The sequence below is a fragment of the Vibrio rubrogenes genome, from assembly GCF_059641415.1.
Map to the genome: position 1 here is coordinate 62,649 of NZ_JCARSY010000002.1, position 18,988 is coordinate 81,636.

Annotated in this window: 17 protein-coding genes; 3 read left to right on the forward strand and 14 right to left on the reverse strand. The window is 49.3% G+C overall.

Features of this window, described 5'->3' with window-relative positions:
• On the reverse strand, positions 1-1,692 hold the full coding sequence (locus tag AC55NX_RS02420) for a ShlB/FhaC/HecB family hemolysin secretion/activation protein (RefSeq protein ID WP_496994296.1): 1,692 nt from the start codon (positions 1,690-1,692) through the stop codon (positions 1-3).
• Positions 1,693-2,092: 400 nt separating this feature from the next.
• Here AC55NX_RS02420 and yfbR point away from each other — a divergent pair, with 400 nt between their 5' ends.
• Entirely contained in the window at positions 2,093-2,692 is a 600-nt protein-coding gene (yfbR, locus tag AC55NX_RS02425; protein WP_496994297.1) for a 5'-deoxynucleotidase, read from the forward strand.
• Positions 2,693-2,826: 134 nt separating this feature from the next.
• Here yfbR and hutU read toward each other — a convergent pair whose 3' ends face one another.
• The 5 genes from hutU to hutC form a co-directional block, all read right to left on the reverse strand.
• Entirely contained in the window at positions 2,827-4,827 is a 2,001-nt protein-coding gene (hutU, locus tag AC55NX_RS02430) for a urocanate hydratase (protein WP_496994298.1), read from the reverse strand.
• A 34-nt stretch (positions 4,828-4,861) separates the two neighbouring features.
• A complete protein-coding gene (gene hutG, locus AC55NX_RS02435) occupies positions 4,862-5,692 on the reverse strand; it encodes an N-formylglutamate deformylase (protein WP_496994299.1) in 831 nt (276 codons plus the stop codon).
• Positions 5,676-6,908 carry an imidazolonepropionase gene (gene hutI / locus AC55NX_RS02440; RefSeq protein ID WP_496994300.1) on the reverse strand — a complete coding sequence of 411 codons (1,233 nt, stop codon included), beginning with the start codon at positions 6,906-6,908 and terminating at the stop codon, positions 5,676-5,678. Before hutI ends, hutG begins: the two co-directional genes overlap by 17 nt.
• Complete coding sequence (gene hutH / locus AC55NX_RS02445) at positions 6,901-8,451, reverse strand: histidine ammonia-lyase (protein WP_496994301.1); 1,551 nt, start codon at positions 8,449-8,451, stop codon at positions 6,901-6,903. The genes hutI and hutH overlap by 8 nt, the downstream gene beginning before the upstream one ends.
• 243 nt (positions 8,452-8,694) lie before the next feature.
• Complete coding sequence (gene hutC, locus AC55NX_RS02450; RefSeq protein WP_496994302.1) at positions 8,695-9,672, reverse strand: histidine utilization transcriptional repressor HutC; 978 nt, start codon at positions 9,670-9,672, stop codon at positions 8,695-8,697.
• On the opposite strand from hutC, the gene AC55NX_RS02455 reads away from it, so the two are divergent.
• Positions 9,636-11,075 (forward strand): formimidoylglutamate deiminase, encoded by a 1,440-nt coding sequence (locus tag AC55NX_RS02455; protein WP_496994303.1) that lies wholly within the window; start codon positions 9,636-9,638, stop codon positions 11,073-11,075. The genes hutC and AC55NX_RS02455 overlap by 37 nt on opposite strands.
• Positions 11,076-11,336: 261 nt before the next feature.
• Here the strand turns inward: AC55NX_RS02455 and AC55NX_RS02460 are convergent, their stop codons facing one another.
• From AC55NX_RS02460 to AC55NX_RS02495, 8 genes are read right to left on the reverse strand one after another with little or no spacing between them, the layout of a single operon-like run.
• Positions 11,337-11,861, reverse strand: coding sequence for a DUF3833 domain-containing protein (locus AC55NX_RS02460; protein WP_496994304.1), 525 nt, complete (start codon positions 11,859-11,861; stop codon positions 11,337-11,339).
• Positions 11,858-12,421 (reverse strand): chalcone isomerase family protein, encoded by a 564-nt coding sequence (locus tag AC55NX_RS02465; protein ID WP_496994305.1) that lies wholly within the window; start codon positions 12,419-12,421, stop codon positions 11,858-11,860. Before AC55NX_RS02465 ends, AC55NX_RS02460 begins: the two co-directional genes overlap by 4 nt.
• Positions 12,357-12,899 carry a DUF2878 domain-containing protein gene (locus AC55NX_RS02470; protein WP_496994306.1) on the reverse strand — a complete coding sequence of 181 codons (543 nt, stop codon included), beginning with the start codon at positions 12,897-12,899 and terminating at the stop codon, positions 12,357-12,359. The genes AC55NX_RS02465 and AC55NX_RS02470 overlap by 65 nt, the downstream gene beginning before the upstream one ends.
• Complete coding sequence (locus AC55NX_RS02475; RefSeq protein ID WP_496994307.1) at positions 12,896-14,167, reverse strand: class I SAM-dependent methyltransferase; 1,272 nt, start codon at positions 14,165-14,167, stop codon at positions 12,896-12,898. The genes AC55NX_RS02470 and AC55NX_RS02475 overlap by 4 nt, the downstream gene beginning before the upstream one ends.
• A gap of 35 nt (positions 14,168-14,202) precedes the next feature.
• Positions 14,203-14,958 carry a DUF1365 domain-containing protein gene (locus AC55NX_RS02480; RefSeq protein WP_496994308.1) on the reverse strand — a complete coding sequence of 252 codons (756 nt, stop codon included), beginning with the start codon at positions 14,956-14,958 and terminating at the stop codon, positions 14,203-14,205.
• Entirely contained in the window at positions 14,955-16,232 is a 1,278-nt protein-coding gene (locus tag AC55NX_RS02485; RefSeq protein WP_496994309.1) for an NAD(P)/FAD-dependent oxidoreductase, read from the reverse strand. The genes AC55NX_RS02480 and AC55NX_RS02485 overlap by 4 nt, the downstream gene beginning before the upstream one ends.
• Complete coding sequence (locus AC55NX_RS02490) at positions 16,229-16,969, reverse strand: SDR family oxidoreductase (protein ID WP_496994310.1); 741 nt, start codon at positions 16,967-16,969, stop codon at positions 16,229-16,231. The genes AC55NX_RS02485 and AC55NX_RS02490 overlap by 4 nt, the downstream gene beginning before the upstream one ends.
• A complete protein-coding gene (locus AC55NX_RS02495; RefSeq protein ID WP_496994311.1) occupies positions 16,966-17,385 on the reverse strand; it encodes a nuclear transport factor 2 family protein in 420 nt (139 codons plus the stop codon). Before AC55NX_RS02495 ends, AC55NX_RS02490 begins: the two co-directional genes overlap by 4 nt.
• 414 nt (positions 17,386-17,799) lie before the next feature.
• Between AC55NX_RS02495 and AC55NX_RS02500 the strand changes: the two genes are divergently transcribed.
• A complete protein-coding gene (locus AC55NX_RS02500; RefSeq protein ID WP_496994312.1) occupies positions 17,800-18,762 on the forward strand; it encodes a transposase in 963 nt (320 codons plus the stop codon).
• Positions 18,763-18,988: the final 226 nt, after the last annotated feature.

Consider the following 18,988-nt stretch of genomic DNA (forward strand, 5'->3'; position numbering starts at 1 on the left):
TTAAATTGCGATATTCAGACGGTAATTGACGATATAGTGATCCGCATCCAGCACACCGGGAGAGTCCAGTGGCGTGGCGATGGCAATACTGCTGCTGACCCGGCTGCTCCGGGTCTGGATCGCGAGACTGGTGCCCATCAGCGAGCCTCGCTCCAGCTCATCATTTTTATCCCGGACAATTGACCCGGTATCAACGGCCCACTGAGCGCTGATCTGACCGATATACGGCAGTGTGCCCAGTGAATAACTGAGATCATTGCGCCAGTAGTAACCTTCATCACCGCTGATCGAGACATCTTTAAACCCGCGCACCGAATACTCACCACCGATACTCACGCGCTGGCTGGTATAAAGCGTGTCGTTACTCCACTGGGCAAACAGGGTACTGGTGAACACCGGGCCGGACTGAAACGGCTGGGTATAACTGGCGGTGAGTGTCCCTTTACGAAACTGTGCTTTGGGAAAACTCGCTTGATTGCGCTCACCACCGAACAGGTCTGAGCCCATGGTCAGCCGCGGTGATACGGTCAGAAAGCCCGAGCCGAGCCGGGCGCTGTAATCAAGCCCCACATAAGCCGATGACAAATTGCGTGAGCTGGCAATGATGAGGCTGTCCATCAGATAGTTTTTTTCGCGACGGTGACTCAGTCCGACCGTCACAAAAGACTTACTTTCAGCATCGCGCGCCAGCAGCCGTTTCAGCGTCACATCATGGCTGTTGGTTTTACCCGAAGTACCGAACACATAGTCATTGCTGACAAAACCACTTTCATAATGGCTGTAGGTGGTGCGGTAATTGGTATTCCAGCGCCCGTAAGGAATATCCAGACTCAAGCTCATACTTTCCGAGGCATGCCCGGTCGGCGGATCAAGACTCCGGCTGCCGGATAAAGACCACTGATCGAGTGCATCGATAATATTTTCAGCATTGAGGGCGTAACGAAATTGGGTTTCACCCGTTGATTTCTGACCGGAGTTTTCAACACCGACAGAGGTATTCCCCCAAAATCGCGTGTCACTCTGAATATCAACAATACTGTATCCCTGTCTGGTGCCCGGTCTGATTTTAATTTGGGCATTATAACGGGACAGGCGGTTTATTTGGTCGAGACCTTGCTCGATTTCACGCAGGTTAAATAGATGATCAATTAACCCCGGAAAAGCATTATTCAGAAATCCTTCCACCCGACCATTCAATTTCAGCGCTTCCAGTTTACCTTCGAGAATAACAATTTTTAATTGACCGCTGCTGAGATCCTGAGGGACTAAATAAGCCCGCGACGTGACATATCCGGCCCCGATATATCCATTGGTAATCACGCACAGATATTCATTAATTTGTGGCAGTCCCTGACAACCCGGTTTGAAATCAATCAAAGCCAATAATTGCTGACTAGAAAATACAGTATTGCCTGAAAAAACAATCTGTTGTACAGGAAAACACTGCTGTGTCTGCGTGGTCTCAGGTGCCGGTAACGTCGGCAACGCATTGAGTTGCTGCACGGATCGTTTGGCCTGTTCAATCTCTTGCAGGCGCTCTCGCTGCTCCTGCTCAATACTCGCCTGCGTCGCAGGAGAAAAAATAGGAACAGTGCCATTATTGCTATAGGCAGCAAAAGAAACAAAATAAATACAACAGGCAAGGAATAAAGATTGAGACAACATCAACCACTGAAAATGACGTCTTTTCATTCAGGGAACAACCTAGCATTAATATAATCCCAATAAGTGGGATTTATTGTTTTTTTTATTGGGGACGGATTTTAGGTTATAAAAAAATCAATAGCAATATTGTTCTCAAATTTGACACACCATTTTTAACAAAAAACATTGATTATTTATTCGAAGTCAATATTTAAAATATAACAACATAGCAATTAATTTCATATTTAAAGTTGTTCAAGACGATGAGAACGATGCTGATCTGTGTATTTCACCATGATGGACAGAATAAGCCCCAATAGGCTTTTCTCTTTTTTGTTAAACACATTTTATTAAACACCGTGAGACGTACGTCACTCAAATCATGTACCATAGCCAACATATGATGCTCTCATCAGTATGTATAACCGGGCAGTAAAGGGGTAATTCTGTGAAGAAAAAACAAAGTACGTTCATGGCGTGGGTGACGCGCATGCCGCTGATCAAACGCTGGGCACTAATGCATTGCTTTCAGGAAGAGAACGTTTCTGAACATTCACATCAGGTTGCCGTGATCGCGCATTTGCTGGCCGTGATTAAAAATAAACGTTTTGGCGGTAACCTGAATCCGGAAAGAGCGGCGGTGATTGCGATTTATCATGAGATATCAGAAACCAAGCTGCAGGATATCAATTCCAAAACCAAGTACCATAGCCCGGAATTTACCGCGGCCTTTAAAAAACTGGAAGATATTGCCGAGCAGGAATGTCTGGATACCCTGCCGGAAGATCTGCGTGACGAGTTCACCGGTTTACTGGTGCAGAAACATGTGGATGCCGAGTATAAAACGATTGTCAAAGCCGCCGATATTCTGGCTGCTTATATCAAGACATTGAATGAGTTACGCTTTCACAATGATGAGTTTGTGCATGTTAAAGAAGGGCTCGACGGGACAATTGAGAAACTGACCGCCACCATGCCCGAAGTCGCGGTGTTTATGGATGTGTTCTGCGAAAGCTGTACCACCACTTTCGATAAAATTTCAGGGTGAATCCTCGCTTATTGCACCAGTTGGGTCACTGCAGTCAACAAGCGCCGCAATTGCGGCGCTTGTGATTAGATCTAAAATTCGTGGCTCTCAATATTACGATCTCAGCGGCTGGGTGCCCTGCTGTTATTTCACGACTATGATTTCACCACGGCATTCAACAGCGCGTCATCGGCTTGCTCCGGAATGGTCACTTTAAGCCGCGGTTCAAGCGCCATTGCCCGTTGAATGGCAAACATCGCCCCTTCATTTCTGGCCCAGCTGCGCCGCGAAATCCCATTGTTGACATCCCAGTGGAGCATTGATTTCAGCCGGGTATCACACGCCTCGGAGCCATCTAAAACCATGCCGAAACCACCATTGATAACTTCCCCCCAGCCGACACCGCCGCCATTATGGATGCTGACCCACGTAGCTCCGCGAAACGCATCGCCGATAACATTGTGAATCGCCATATCTGCGGTAAAGCGCGAACCGTCATAAATATTGGACGTTTCCCGATACGGTGAGTCGGTACCGGACACATCATGATGATCGCGTCCGAGAATCACCGGGGCAGAAATTTTACCGCTGTTGACCGCCTGATTGAAGGCAGCCGCAATACGCATCCGCCCTTCGGCATCGGCATATAAAATCCGCGCTTGTGAGCCGACAACGAGATTGTTCTGTTCAGCCTGCCGAATCCATGACAGATTATCGGCAATCTGCTGACGAATCTCTGCCGGCGCCTGTTGATGCATGTCTTCCAGAACCTCTGCGGCAATCTGGTCGGTGACCGCCAAGTCGTGCGGATCCGATGATGAACACACCCAGCGGAAAGGCCCGAAGCCGTAATCAAAGCACATCGGCCCCATAATATCTTCTACATAAGACGGGTACTTAAATGAACCATCGGCCTTGAGAATATCAGCCCCTGCCCGGCTCGCCTCCAACAGAAACGCATTACCGTAATCAAAGAAATACATTCCTTTAGCGGTCAATTGATTAATCGCCGCCACATGGCGCTTCAAGGTTGCCTGTACCGCGGCACGGAACTGTTCCGGCTCGTTGGCCATCATGGCATTGGATTGTTCAAAACTATAACCGACCGGATAATAGCCCCCCGCCCATGGATTGTGCAGTGAGGTCTGGTCTGAACCTAAATCGATGTGGATATCTTCTGCGGCCAGTCGTTCCCACAGGTCAACAATATTGCCCAGATAGGCCAGAGAAACCGGCTGATTATCGATTTGCGCCTGCTTGATCCGTGCGATCAGTGCGTCGAGCTCAGGGTGAACTTCATCGACCCATCCCTGTTCGTGGCGTTTATAAGCGGCTTTGGGATTGATTTCAGCCACAACCCCGATGGTTTGCGCAATCACCGCTGCCTTGGGCTGTGCGCCACTCATCCCGCCTAGCCCTGAAGTCACAAACAGTGGTAGCTGATTCGGATCCCGGTCACGTTTCATCCGCACCGCATTCATCACCGTAATCGTCGTGCCATGGACAATACCTTGCGGACCGATATACATAAACGAGCCTGCCGTCATCTGACCGTATTGCGTCACCCCTAATGCATTAAATTTTTCCCAGTCATCCGGTTTTGAATAGTTGGGAATCATCATGCCGTTGGTCACCACCACCCGCGGTGCATCGGGATGTGACGGATACAGCCCCATCGGATGACCGGAATAGAGCACCAGTGTCTGTTCATCGGTCATTTCTGCCAGATATTTCATGGTGAGACGATACTGTGCCCAGTTGGAAAACACCGCGCCATTACCACCATAGGTAATCAGTTCCTGCGGGTGCTGCGCCACCGCTTCGTCAAGGTTATTACTGAGCATCAGCATAATTGCGGCAGCCTGCTTTGACTGATGCGGAAACGCATCAATCGAGCGCGCGGTGATGGGATAATCCGGCATCAGACGATACATATAAATCCGGCCATAGGTCTCCAGCTCTTCGTAAAATTCCGGTGCTAATTCCGCATGATGCCGTTGATCGAAATAGCGCAGCGCATTTCTGACCGCGAGGATTTTCTCTTCCCGGCTCAGAATCGCTTTTCTTTTCGGTGCATGACTGAGGTTCTCATTGCGTTCGCGCTTGGGCGGCAGGATATCCGGAATCCCGGCTAAGATTTTGGCTTTAAATGTCATATCATTGTCCTTCATGTGTTCCCTGCTTCAATCTTTATTGTGCTTCATCCGAGGGATGACCATGCGCCAACAGTGATTGAATCAACTGTTGCAGAACGGGCCGAACCCGTTGCAGTTTCGCCGGATCCAGTTGATAGTCTGATGCAGTTGTCTGAGTCTCATCGGCGAGGTAGGTGGCTTGAGAAAGCTCCAGTTGCAGCGCATGAATCTGCGCCGAGGGCTGCCCGTATTGACGGGTGATGTATCCCCCTTTGAACCGCCCGTTGCATACATGGCTATACGGACTTTGCTCAACCAGTTTAGCCACCTGATTCAGTAAGACCGGAGAACAGGCAAGCCCGGCATTGTTCCCAAGGTTAAAATCCGGCAGCGTACCGTCAAACAACATCGGCACCCGGGCAGCAATACTGTGCGCATCAAACAGGATCGCGTAACCATGTCGCTCCCGAATCTGTGCGAGTGTTGCCGTGATTTGTTGATGATAAGGCTGCCAGACTTCTGCTTTAATCCGGGCTTGAGTCACTTCATCAAAGCCAGCCCCCTCGACAAACACCGAGTTACCAGAGAATAAGATGTCAGGAAACAGGCCTGTGGTTTTACTGGTATATAGTGGCTGGTCATCAATCGGACGATTGAGATCGACCACATAACGAGAATAGTGAGCTTGAATGATACTGACATCCATCTCTGCCAGAAAATCATACAATTCAGGTAAGTACCAGTCGGTATCCGGCAGCGCCTGAGCCTCAGGGGTCAGTTGATTTGCCATCCCCGGCAGCAGCGCAGTCCCACAGTGGGGCATACTGACCAACAGCGGGCTCTGCCCCTGACGAAAATGAAATGGTTGCTCAATGGGTATCGACATGACTGTTCTCTCCCTTTTTAACGCGTGTTTTCAACAGGTCGCCGCCCAACCAGTAACTGAGTTCTCCGGGACTTTCCACATCCCAGCAGACAAAATCGGCGACCTTGCCGACACTCAGTTGTCCGTGAGTTTCAGTTAATCCCAAAGCACGTGCGGCATGGATGGTGGTTGCGGCCAAAGCTTCTTCCGGAGTCAGGCCAAACAGCGTACAAGCCATATTCATCATCAGGCGCAGTGAAAGTACCGGAGATGTGCCGGGATTAATATCGGTGGCAACCGCCATCGGCACCTGATAGCGACGCAGCAAATCCACGGGAGGACGCTGAGTTTCTTTCAAGGTGAAATAGGCCCCCGGCAACAGCACCGCAACAGTACCGGACTCACGCATCGCAGCGACATCCCCTTCCGTCATAAACTCCAAATGATCCGCAGACAGTGCCTGAAAACGCGCCGCAAGAGTTGCTCCCCCCTGCGACGACAACTGCTCTGCATGGAGTTTCACCGGCATCCCGAAAGCGTGAGCGGTTTGAAAATAGCGTTCCACCTGCTCAGGACTGAATGCAATGGTTTCACAAAACGCATCCACTGCATCTGCCAGACCACGTTGCGCAATTTCCGGCAATAATTCATCACACAGATAATCGATATAAGCATCGGTACGCCCCTGATATTCGGGTGGCACAGCATGAGCGGCCAGACAGGTGGTACGAATATCAACCGGATAGTGTTCCGCCAGTCGCCGTGCGACTTCCAGCATCTTCACTTCGTGTTCGGTCGAGAGGCCGTAACCGGATTTAATTTCCAGCGTCGTTACCCCATCGCGCATCAGAGATTTCAGCCGTCGAGATGCAGAAATAAACAACTGTTCCGGGGTCGCTTGACGAGTGGCGTGCACCGACGCTGCAATGCCGCCGCCACTCTGAGCAATCGCCTGATAACTGACCCCGTTGAGCCGCTGTTCAAACTCATGGGCGCGATTACCACCGAAAACCAAATGGGTGTGACAATCAACTAAGCCGGGCGTAACCCATCCGCCATGAAGGTGGTGTTCTTGCGCAGTATGATAGGCAGGTAAATCACCTTGAGGGCCAATCCATGCAATTCGCCCGTCCCGGACGCCAATCGCAGCATTTTCGATAGCACTATATTGACCATTCACCATGGTCGCGGCATGAAAACCGTACCATAGTGAATCAAAATTCAGTTGTTCATTCATGATAATCACTTGTGACACTTGGGAGTAAACCGGCGGGCATCAATTCATTATGTGCCGCTTCTGCTAACAGACCGTTAGCTTTCTCGATATCTGCCGCGAAATAGCGATCTTTATCGTAGAACGGTACGCGGGCACGAAGATCAGCGCGGGCTTGCTCCAGTCGTTCCGTTGATTTCAACGGGGCGCGGAAGTCCAGCCCCTGCACCGCTGCCAGTATTTCAACAGCAAGAATACCGCGGGTATTTTCCGCCATATCTTTGAGCCGTCGTGCAGCAAAGGTTGCCATAGAAACATGATCTTCCTGATTGGCCGAGGTTGGCAGGCTATCGACCGATGCCGGATGAGCAAAGGTTTTATTTTCGCTGGCAAGTGCTGCCGAAGTGACCTGCGCAATCATAAAGCCGGAGTTAACACCACCGTTTTCGACCAAAAATGGCGGTAGCTTACTCAGATGACTATCGATGAGCAGCGCCATCCGTCGTTCTGACAGGCTGCCGATTTCAGCAATGGCAAGTGCCAGATTATCCGCCGCAAATGCCACCGGTTCGGCATGAAAATTCCCTCCCGAGACAATATCCCCCTGCTCAGCAAATACCAGTGGGTTATCCGATACCGCGTTTGCCTCAACCAGCAACGTACTTGCGGCGTGGCGGATCTGCGTTAAGCAGGCCCCCATCACCTGAGGCTGACAGCGCAGTGAGTATGGGTCTTGCACTTTTTCACAATTGGCATGTGATTCACCCAGTTCACTTTGCTCCGTCAGCAGGTGTCGGTAGGCCGCAGCCGCATCCATCTGACCTTGATGGCCGCGCACGGCATGAATCCGCTCATCGAACGGACGCCGGCTACCCAGTGCAGCTTCCACTGACAACGCACCACAAACCATGGCCGAGGCATAGAGATCTTCCGCCGCAAACAGCCCCTCAAGCGCAAATGCCGTGGATGCTTGTGTCCCGTTCAGTAACGCAAGCCCTTCTTTGGGCGCTAATTTGATCGGTTCCATTCCCGCAATCGCCAATGCAGCCTGACCGGAAATGACCTCCCCTTTATAACGCGCCTGTCCTTCACCGAGCAGCACCGCACTCATATGGGCAAGCGGGGCTAAATCACCCGATGCACCGACCGAGCCCTTTTGCGGGACACACGGATAAATTTCTTTGTTAATAAGGGTGATCATCGCTTCAATCACACTCAGGCGAATACCGGAATAGCCGCGAGCAAGGCTGTTGACTTTGAGTACCATCATCAGGCGAACGGTGGCGTCCTGCATGAACTCCCCGATCCCGGCGGCATGAGACAACACAATGCTGCGCTGCAATTCATCTAAATCTTCAGCGGCAATCCGCGTATTGGCCAATAAACCAAATCCGGTATTAATTCCGTAAACCGCTTGGTCTTCGACGATCACTCGATTCACCACCTCGGTACTGGCATCAATCGCGGCAATAGCCTGTCCGTCGAGTGAGATTTTGACCGGCTCCCGGCTGATTTGTCGTAACTCACTGAGCGTAAGCTTTCCGGGGTGTAAGGTTAATTCGGGCATGAGCTGCTGTTCTCCATCACGTACGCTTTTAGTCTGACGCCTATACGGCTTATCATGACATTACATGTCTATACAAGTTAACCAAACAATAAAAGTAAACCGTCATCTGCGCAAGTTTTTCTTTATAAGAGTTATCACAAAAAGCACATAAAAAAAGCAAGGGGGCTCCCTTGCTCAGATCAATAAACCAATCACCAACAGACAGTTAAATCCTACACACCTGTCAAAAACTGTTCAGTTTTACTATTGCTCGAAGTGACCGAATAACTGGAACCTCGACCCCGGAGAAATCAGACGGGCATTGGTGACCAGTTGTTCCCGGCACCATGTGCGACGCTTGATCTGTAAGCATGGTTCTGAGGGGTCAATTTGCAGTAAGGCACATTCTGCCGGAGAAGCAAGCACCGCCTCAACCAAGTGTTCACCTTCGGTCATCGGGGCCACTTTCATCAAATAATGGTAAGCGCCATTGTGCTGAAAATCCTGCTGATCATAATCCGGGGCAAGCTCCGCATTGACCACGCGATACTCGATTTGAATCGGCAGATCATTCTCGAAGTGAAGAATCGTGGCACGAAAAATCCGATGATTGGTGCGCACACCAAGATTCATCGCTTCTTCCATGGTCGCCTTTGCCAGTGTGATTTCAATCAGCTCGGCATGATGACGGTGACCGCGACTGGCGATCTCATCAGCAATATTGTGTACCTCAAACAGCGCTGAATGGGATTTTTTCCTTGCGACAAAGGTACCGACCCCCTGCTGACGAAGCAAAACCCCTTCATCGGTCAGTTCCCGCAGCGCACGATTGACAGTCATGCGACTGACATTCAAAGCTTTGACCATCTCTGACTCAGACGGGACTCGCTGATCCGGTTGCCATTCTCCGGTATCAATCTGACGACAAATTGCTTGTTTCACTTTGGCATAGATAGGGCCGGGTGCGTCATCAATCAGTTGCGACAAGTGGTACATCATCTGGGTGGTTGAGTTTTCCATCGATTTACAGCTATCCACTGGCAGTATAAAGACCGGATTATAGCGGAAAAATGAACCACTTAACAGGACAGGCATAGACAATAACATGACTTGTATAGACAAGATAAACTCTGCTAGACTCCCGAACATCGGTAACGAGGACACACGCGCACAGTAGCGAGCGATCAGTAACAAGGACAGACGCGATGACAAGCCAGCAAGGAACTCAGCAAGACACTCCACAAAGAAGCCAATCAAACAGCATTTTTCTGTTTGCTGAGCTGGCATGGCTCCCGACCGGCTGGCAGCACAATGTGCTGTTTGAGATTGTTGAGGGTCACTTTGCTCAGGTCACGGCTAATACCACCCCAGTAGATGGCGCGCAGCATCTGCAAGGCCCGGTGCTGCCGACTCTTGCCAATGTGCATTCCCACGCCTTTCAGCGTGTCATGGCAGGCATGGCAGAAGTCAGCCTCAACCCAGATGACAGCTTCTGGAGCTGGCGTGATTTAATGTACAAAATCGTCGGACGACTCTCCCCGCAACAAGTTCACGTCATCGCAACCCAGTTATATATTGATATGCTCAAAGCCGGTTATACTCAGGTCGGTGAATTCCACTATCTCCACCATGACCCGGCCGGTAAACCTTACCGCGATCCTGCTGAAATGGCCCACCAACTTCTGCATGCTGCTGACCGCACGGGGATCGGCATGACCCTGCTGCCGGCCCTGTACAGTTATGCCGGTTTTGGGGGACAGGCACCCAATCAAGGACAGGCGCGCTTCATCCATTCATCAGACAGTTACCTGCAACTGCAACAGCAGCTTGCCAGTGAGCTGGAAGGAGCAGCGCTTACGGGGACACACGCCCATAGCCGCCATCGGCTGGGGATCTGCTTTCATTCTTTACGAGCCGTGAATCAACAGCAGATCCAAGAGGTACTGGCAGCCCTTGACCACGGACAGCCCATCCACATTCACATCGCGGAGCAGCAAAAGGAAGTCACCGATTGCCTGAACTGGAGCCAACAACGGCCAGTCGAGTGGCTGCACAATCATATCGGTTTCAATGAACACTGGTGCCTGATTCATGCCACCCATCTCAGCCATAACGAGATTCAGATGATCGCTGACAGTGGTGCCGTGGTTGGTTTATGTCCGACCACTGAAGCCAATCTGGGTGATGGTATTTTCCCCGGGGTAGAATTTACTCAGGCTGGCGGTCAGTGGAGTATCGGTTCAGATAGTCATGTCTGTTTGTCTGCTACAGAGGAATTACGCCTGCTGGAATATAGCCAGCGGCTGCGTGACCAACAGCGGAACCGTCTCTACAGCCAGTCACAAAATCATGTTGGCGATCACCTCTATACCCAAGCATTAAACGGTGGTAATCAAGCTTGCGGCATTCAATTAGGGCTCTCTGTCGGATGCCGGGCTGACTTAATGGTATTGGGTGACACACATCCCCTGTTAATGGCAAGTCAGACACCAGACCTCATCAACCGCTGGCTATTTGCCTGTCATGACAACCTGATTAAAGACGTGTTTGTCGCGGGAAAACAGTGCATTGCAGACGGCCACCACGTATTGGAAGACCACAGCCGCCGCGAAATTGCCGAGGTCATTAAACAGGTGATTGGTTAAAAATTACGGGAACAAGAAATTACGGGGACAGACACCGTCCTTCACCGTCAATCGTTGGCGCTTCCTTACGAGGACACACGCGCGAAATTATGCTTGCGGGGACACTCTTCCTTACAAGGACAAGAAATTAGCGGGACAGGCACCTTCATTGATTGAATGACTATGAGAGAGATTAAGGAGGACACACGAAAAATCGTAGCACTAACACGTTATCTTGGCGTGGGATTGAATCCATCACTCATGTAATTTTCCGAAGCAAGGTTACTTTGCAAAAAACAGTGTAATACGTCCGACTTCCAAGCCGAACTTGCGAATACTGGTGACATTAAACAGGTGTTTTTCGTCCTGACGGAACAGCCAATCATCGAAGGACACTTTGATTTCACTGTCGTCCATTTTGAGCAAAAAGTCGTATTGCCACTGTAACGCATTCCCCATTTCCTGCCCTGTCGCGACGCCAATGATATCGTCAGCTCGTCCTTCATAATGTCCGTCGGCACTGCGGGTAATCGTCCAGATGCGCTGATTTTTTTCACCGTCGTGAAAGACAAAATCTTCCACTAAGGTCAGCGTCTCACCGGTGACTGTCCCTTTAATTTTGACCTCAAAGCGGCGAGTTTGCTTGCCGCTATAATCCTGTACCATCCCCCATGCATGGGTCTCTCCCTGAAAATAACCAAACAGATCAAAAGCGGGTTGGCTGGCCTGATACTCTTTTAGGTCGGCTGAACAACCGACAATAAGCACTAACATCACCAGCGACAAAACTTTCAGTATACGTCTCATGGTTTTATACCTATTAATTGATTGCGAAGTTTCGGATACTCAGCTTGCGGTGACAGCCAAATCGACAAAAATGCATCATTCAGCTGTTTATTCTCGACTTTGCCGAGCAGACGTTGCTGCCCTTGCAGGGGAAAGTAATACAGCTGCCCTGAACGACCATCGGAGACATATGCCAGACGCTCTCCCGTTTTAACACTGGGCATCATTTCAGCCAACACCGTTAGCCACGCGTCCGATTGCGCCGGGTCATAACCCAACCTGTCCCACTGCGCTTGGGTTTCCTCAAGCAATTCTTTGCTACTGATATCACGTAAATACCGAAGCTCTAATGCCAAGGGATGCGGTGCGACATCCCGCTGTACTTGTTCGTAGTGACCATCCGGTGTACGCAGCTGTGATGAATAAATATCAAACCACAGCCAAGACAACATTGCCTGACCGACAATCGGCCAGTCGGTCCACGGTTTGGATGACTTCCCCTGAATGTCTGTCCCGTTAGCGGTGGCGGTCCAGAGGATCGCGATCAGAGAGAGTGTCGCGGTTAAATGTGGCGTTTGCATTCCTAAATACCTTCATCAGTAACAGAGACAATCCGAACCATTCCCAAAACAGGACACACACCGCTCCTAAAACAGGCCATTCAAAGTGTACGGCACCAAACCGATAGCCCGCCCAGTAACTCAGTGCCCCACCGAGTGCCGTTGCGCTAAAAATAAGTAAAGGCGGTAAGTGGCTGACGGCCGGTATGGCAAAGCTGGCGAACCAAGCAAAGGCAAACCACAACCCGATCAGCCAGATCGGCAGATAGGGTGTGGGAAAGGCAAATAATCCGCTATATAGATTGATGTAATCTAATGTGATACCGATAGCTGCCACAGCAATGATGCGGCTGAGAACCAACGGATAGCGTAATGCAGTATACGCCATCGTGACGGTCACCAACCCAACGGTGACCCACTGCAAACGCGCCTGTCCCAATACGGCGAGTAGCCAAATCGCTTCAAACCATAGTGAAACCAGCAGAAAACTGCGCATCATTGTCCCCGTTGTAATGTCATATGGATGGTGCTGATAGTACGCGCTTTGAAACCGCCTTCGCAGTAACACAGATAGTAACGCCACATGCGGACAAAACGTTCGTCATATCCCAGTGACTTCACTTTATCTAGTGATGATTCAAAACGGCGACGCCAGTCAGCCAGCGTCCGTGCGTAGTCGAGCCCCAGATCAAACACATCGCGAACAACAAAATCGGTGTGACGCGTCGCCATTTGGGTCAGCACGGTGATGGAAGGTAAAAAGCCACCGGGAAAGATATATTTCTGAATAAAATCAACGTTATTACTGTAATCATCGAAGCGTTGATCGGCAATGGTAATCGCCTGAATCGCCATCAAACCACCGGGTTTAAGCAGCGACTGACACTTTGCGATGTAAGACGGCAGATAGGATTTCCCCACCGCTTCAATCATCTCAATCGATACCAGTTTATCAAACTGTCCGTTAAGCAAGCGGTAGTCTTGTTTGAGTAAGGTAATCTGCGCACCGAGTCCCAAGCGCTCAATTTCTGCCTGCGCATACGTGTACTGCTGTTCGGAAATCGTGGTGGTCGTAACATGGCATCCATACTGCTGCGCCATATAAATCGCCATTGCGCCCCACCCGGTGCCAATTTCAATCACATGATCATTGGCAGTCAGTTGTAATTGCTGACACAACCGATCCATTTTCTGGATTTGTGCCTGCTCCAATGAATCATTGGTATTGAGATAAAGCGCGCTCGAATATAGCATCCGTTGGTCGAGAAACGTCTGATACAGGTCATTGCCTAAATCGTAGTGCGCTTCAATGTTCTGCTTGGCACGTCCAATCGAGTTTCGTTTCAGCCAATGGCCGATTTTGTGCATCGTCCGGACGAAAATGCTGCTTTGCGCTTCCAATTGATCCAGTGCGTTTAAATTCCGCGCCATCAGTTCAGTCACAGCGGTCAGGTTCGGACTGTCCCACCAACCGTCCATATACGCTTCTGCTGCGGCAATACTGCCGCCTTTCAGAACACAGGCATAAAACTCGGGATGGTTCACTCGAATATGAGCCTGTGGCTGATCGTCATGTGCAAACCCAAACTGTTCCACACTGTTCTGTTGTGGTACAGCATCAGAAATACGCGCCTGTCCTGCAAAATTTTCTTCTAATGTCAGGCTGCCGATTTTTATCAGACGTAGGGATTTCAGCACCATGGTCCGAGCACCTTGCTGCCACAATTTAAGTGATTTAGGCATCTCTAATGAAGGCGAATTGAACATTGCGCGTTCTCCTAACTATTTTTATGGGTCTCATGTCAGCGGGACTTGGGATGAGAGTAAAACGGTGCACCTTTGAGCCATAGCTTCAACGCGTGCCAATAAATCCCAGTCAATACCTTGACCGTCATGATCGGTGTCCGAATCAACAATTTGAGCAAGCTTTTTGAGGTAAAAGGCTGTGCTTTTAACGCCAGTGTGGCATCAAATTCCTTGGTTTCCCGATAGCATGCCAAGTGCACCATCAGGGCATCCGATAATGGTTTCAGTTTCCATTGATACTGCTGTTCAACAGGATTAAATGGTGAAACATGGAAAGCTTTGTCGTGTGTCCAGTTCTCGCCCTGCGCACCACGTTCTGCCGGAACTGCGTAATAGTGACGCTCATTCCAAGGTGTATTACTGACCTCTGCAAGTAAGTAACGCCAAGTCCCTTGCTGATCATAAAGATAGTAAAAGTTCACCGGGCTGAAATAGAGACCGAAATAACGCAGGTGTACCACCGCGAATACTTTGCCGCGCACTTGCTCGCCTGTGAGCTGTAACACTTTATCCTGCACGGCTGTTTTCAAGTCTCCTTCCCCCAGATAATCAGCCCGGTGAAAACGTGCCCAGTGCCACCAACGCTCCCCCAGCCCCCACACTTGTTGCCGGAGTATCGGCCACTCATCCAGATCGATACATGGCATAAATAACGAAGCACGAATCGAATGGGTAACCGGCGTGAAACGACGGTGACGGACATGGCCGACCATTAATGCACTACGTGTAACATCCATTTGGCTGGTCATCATGCGACACCCTTGTCTCTGTTGACCACTTGGGATTGCAATTGTGTGATGACATCAAGTGCACTCCTTACCCCGTCTTCATGGAAACCGTTGTGCCAGTAAGCACCACAAAACCAAGTATGATTAACACCACTGATTTCTGATTTACGCTGCTGCGCGCGAACCGAAGATTCGGTAAAAACCGGATGATGATAAACAAACCGTCGGAGAATCTTGTCCGGGTTAATATACTCAGTGCTGTTGAGCGTGACACAAAACGTTATGTCACTCTTAATGTGTTGCAAAATATTCATGTTGTAGGTCAGCGACGGGAGTTTCATCTCTTCACCCTCGTGACCATGCAACCAGTAATTCCAGGATGCCCAGGCGGATTGACGCTTAGGAAGCAAACTTGTATCCGTATGCAGCACCACTTCGTTGGCCTGATAAGTCATTGCAGACAAGACTGAGGTTTCGCTCTGACTGGCATCGCCAAGCATGGCAAGCGCCTGATCGCTGTGACAGGCAAAAATAACCTCATCAAATGTTTCGACACCTTGTTCGGTCTCGACCTCGACGCCGAGCGGACTGCGTCTTACTTGCTTGACCGGTGTACTAAGGCGAATCCGATCCGCATAGCCTTGAGTCAGCGGTTCAATATACGCCCGCGATCCGCCTTCAATCACATACCACTGTGGTCTGTCTGTGACATCCAACAATCCGTGATTGAGGAAAAAACGCAGAAAAAACATCAGCGGAAATGCGCGCATGTCCGCCAAAGTCGATGACCAAATGGCAGCACCCATCGGTAAGATGTAATTCTGACAAAAATAATCAGAAAAACGGTGATGGGCCAGAAACTGTCCGAGGGTTTGCAACTGCTGATTGGGATTGTCTGCTGCCGCTTTAGCCAGCTTGTTGAAACGTAGAATTTCGCCGATGAAGCGGTAAAAACTGGGCTTCAATAAATTTCGTTTCTGCGCAAATAAGGTCGTTAAGGTGTGACCATTATACTCAAGTCCGTTGGCGTCATTACGCACACTGAAACTCATCTGAGTCGGAAGTCCTTTCACCCCGATTTCGTTCATTATGCGCATAAAATGAGGATAAGTCCGGTCATTATAAACAATAAATCCGGTATCGACGGCATAGTGCTGACCAGCCACATTGACATCCACAGTCGCGGTATGCCCACCGATATAATCGTTCGCCTCAAACAACGTGATATCATGTTGCTCATGCAGGTAATAACCACACGTCAGCCCTGAAACCCCGGTGCCTATAATCGCAATCTTCATTGTTTGATCCTTTTCGGCGCAAAAAACCGACTGACGAGCTGATATTGCCAACCATAGGGCAACATGCCCAACAAGCGGATGATCCAAGTAAAGCGAGCCGGGAAGTAAAGATTCGCAACACCTTTCTCTAACCCTTGGCGAATCGACTGAGAGGCATTTTCTACCGAAATCATCATCGGCATCTCAAAGGTATTTTTCTCGGTCAGCGGCGTGGCAACAAATCCCGGAAAAATACAAGTCACATCAATGCCTTTGCTGGCCCAGTCGAGCCGTAATGCTCTCGCTAGATATCCGACCGCAGCTTTAGATGCCCCGTAAGCTTCTGCGCGAGGGAGTGCTAACTCACTGGCAATAGAGCCAACCAAAGCGACTCGATGGCCCGATTTGAGATGCGGCTGAATAGCCTCAATGGCATTGGTCATCCCGAGCACGTTAATCTGCATCACCCGCGCCATAAGTTTCGCATCCATGACACCATCATCGATGTATTCACAGCCCCCGGCATTGAGGATCCACAATATTGGTGTAAACGGCAGTTCACTCAGTATCGCAAGTGTTTGCTCAATATCAGTCAAATCAAACTGCAACGGGGTAATCGAAGCATGCTTATCACGCAGTTCATTCAGTACATTTTCATTTCTGCCGCAAGCGATCACTTGCCATCCCTGCCGCGCATAGTCTTGCGCTAACTGTTTGCCGATACCGGACGTTGCCCCCGTGATCAAGACACCACTCATTGTCCTAACCTCCGCTTGATCCAACGAATAATACGACCGAGGAGTGGCAACTGTTCATACAACATTTCACCTAAATCAAAGTAATCGCGATGGTAAATGACTTTGTTATCCTGAAAGCGGAGATGTGTCGTCCCCTGTACATTCACCAATTGACCATGACGCAGCTTCGGATGTTGCAAATGCATGGTCCAAATCAGGAATCCACCGTTGTCAGTCGGATACTGCTCATGAATCGTAAAATTGCAGCGTTCAACGTTTTGATAGAGCTTGATGAAATAGTCAGACAGAGCGGTCACCCCCTCAATACGATGGGCCGCATCTTCAAACACAACTGCATCATGATAAATATCGTGAAGTGTATCGAGATTGTGTTTGTTGAGCTGAGCATAGAACAGCGCAACGGTTTGGACATCCATGAGTTGGCCTCATTTTTGTTGTACAAGAAAAATTTCCGTATAACTTATTAGTTAAGATAGTGCAATTTAAAAAGTTGTACAATTTTTTTTTTGTACAACTTTTGTAAGAAAGGTTTACAAATGTGTGGAATTTACGGGAGGAATTTACGGGGACACACGCCTATAGCTTACGGACTACGGAGACGAGCTTGCGAGGACACACATGTTGAGAGGGTCAGCGGACACACACCCAAATACACTCATGTTGAGAGGGTCAGCGGACACACACCCAAATACACTTCTCTATTTCCGTGAAATATTTCATGGCCAATCAGGTATAAATTTGCATTCACTCGAAATAGTCCGAGTCACGACTTCTCTTTACTCTCTCATTCCTTCACGATTGGCTTATGTTTCATCATCTAAATTCAACCCATGACAACCGCCCGTTCACAACTCATCTGCCCTGAAGTGACTCCGTATTATCACTGCGTTTCTCGTTGTGTCCGTCGCTCATTTCTATGTGGATACGACAGCTATAGCGGTCAATCGTATGAACATCGCCGTGAATGGGTTGAATCTCGAATTCTGTCACTATCTTCTATTTATTGTATTCGTATCTGTGCCTACGCTGTGATGAGTAATCACTATCATCTGGTCGCTTTTATTGATAAACAAGCAGCACTGTCTCTTTCTCAACGTGAAGTCGTTGAACGATGGTGTACAGAGCATCAGATGCCATCTTTGATCCAACGTTTTCTGTCCGGTCACTTGACTTCTAAAGCAGAATACGAGGCTTGTGATCAAGTCATAGAGGCTTGGCGTCAACGCCTCTATTCCCTCAGTTGGCTGATGAAAGAAATCAATTACGAAATTGCACTGCTCGCGAATCAAGAAGACCAATGCACCGGGCGATTCTGGGAGGGGAGATTCAAATCTCAGGCTTTACTTGATGACAAAGCATTACTGGCAGCCATGGCTTATGTTGATCTCAACCCGGTTCGGGCCGGCATCTCTGAAACGCCGGAACAATCGGAACATACATCGCTGAAAAAACGGCTGATTGCACTCGAACAAGGAAGAATAAAAATCCCAGAATTAGCTGATTTTATGGGATATGGACATCCGGATAAGAAACACACAATTCCTTTCCGGCTAACAGATTATATTGAATTCGTAGACTGGGTCGGGCGGCAAATCAGAACAGATAAGCATGGTTATATCTCACCTCAGTTGCCAAATATTTTAACGCGGCTATCGTTGTCCCAACAAGAATCTCTCACCCTTTGTACAGCGTTGGAAAAGAAGCCAAGGCTCTGGATTGGTTCATCAGAACGTCTGAACTTCGCCAAACATCACCTCAAACGGAAACGCATGATCGGCATTCATATTTCTTAATCGATACAAAGCGTTCAACCTCAGTCTCTTCCTTATGATCAGGTTTTCTTCATACTCCAACACCTGCGATTAACAGATTATTCCCCTGCCCCTTATCTGGGCGGCATTCTGTTAAAAAATCTATTTAAAAAACTTAAATAATGCTGAAAAACACAACACACTCATCAGTTGGTTGGAGCGGTGTGTGTCCTCTATCTAAATCTCTTCTCAAAGAAGATAGGCGTGT

What these genes read in the sequence shown, in the direction of transcription:
- AC55NX_RS02420 (WP_496994296.1), bottom strand. Translation starts at nt 1,692, where the DNA reads ATGAAAAGACGTCATTTTCAGTGGTTGATGTTGTCTCAATCTTTATTC.
- hutU (WP_496994298.1), bottom strand. Translation starts at nt 4,827, where the DNA reads ATGACATTTAAAGCCAAAATCTTAGCCGGGATTCCGGATATCCTGCCG.
- hutG (WP_496994299.1), bottom strand. Translation starts at nt 5,692, where the DNA reads ATGTCGATACCCATTGAGCAACCATTTCATTTTCGTCAGGGGCAGAGC.
- hutI (WP_496994300.1), bottom strand. Translation starts at nt 6,908, where the DNA reads ATGAATGAACAACTGAATTTTGATTCACTATGGTACGGTTTTCATGCC.
- hutH (WP_496994301.1), bottom strand. Translation starts at nt 8,451, where the DNA reads ATGCCCGAATTAACCTTACACCCCGGAAAGCTTACGCTCAGTGAGTTA.
- AC55NX_RS02455 (WP_496994303.1), top strand. Translation starts at nt 9,636, where the DNA reads ATGACAAGCCAGCAAGGAACTCAGCAAGACACTCCACAAAGAAGCCAA.
- AC55NX_RS02460 (WP_496994304.1), bottom strand. Translation starts at nt 11,861, where the DNA reads ATGAGACGTATACTGAAAGTTTTGTCGCTGGTGATGTTAGTGCTTATT.
- AC55NX_RS02465 (WP_496994305.1), bottom strand. Translation starts at nt 12,421, where the DNA reads ATGCAAACGCCACATTTAACCGCGACACTCTCTCTGATCGCGATCCTC.
- AC55NX_RS02470 (WP_496994306.1), bottom strand. Translation starts at nt 12,899, where the DNA reads ATGATGCGCAGTTTTCTGCTGGTTTCACTATGGTTTGAAGCGATTTGG.
- AC55NX_RS02475 (WP_496994307.1), bottom strand. Translation starts at nt 14,167, where the DNA reads ATGTTCAATTCGCCTTCATTAGAGATGCCTAAATCACTTAAATTGTGG.
- AC55NX_RS02480 (WP_496994308.1), bottom strand. Translation starts at nt 14,958, where the DNA reads ATGATGACCAGCCAAATGGATGTTACACGTAGTGCATTAATGGTCGGC.
- AC55NX_RS02485 (WP_496994309.1), bottom strand. Translation starts at nt 16,232, where the DNA reads ATGAAGATTGCGATTATAGGCACCGGGGTTTCAGGGCTGACGTGTGGT.
- AC55NX_RS02490 (WP_496994310.1), bottom strand. Translation starts at nt 16,969, where the DNA reads ATGAGTGGTGTCTTGATCACGGGGGCAACGTCCGGTATCGGCAAACAG.
- AC55NX_RS02495 (WP_496994311.1), bottom strand. Translation starts at nt 17,385, where the DNA reads ATGGATGTCCAAACCGTTGCGCTGTTCTATGCTCAGCTCAACAAACAC.
- AC55NX_RS02500 (WP_496994312.1), top strand. Translation starts at nt 17,800, where the DNA reads ATGACAACCGCCCGTTCACAACTCATCTGCCCTGAAGTGACTCCGTAT.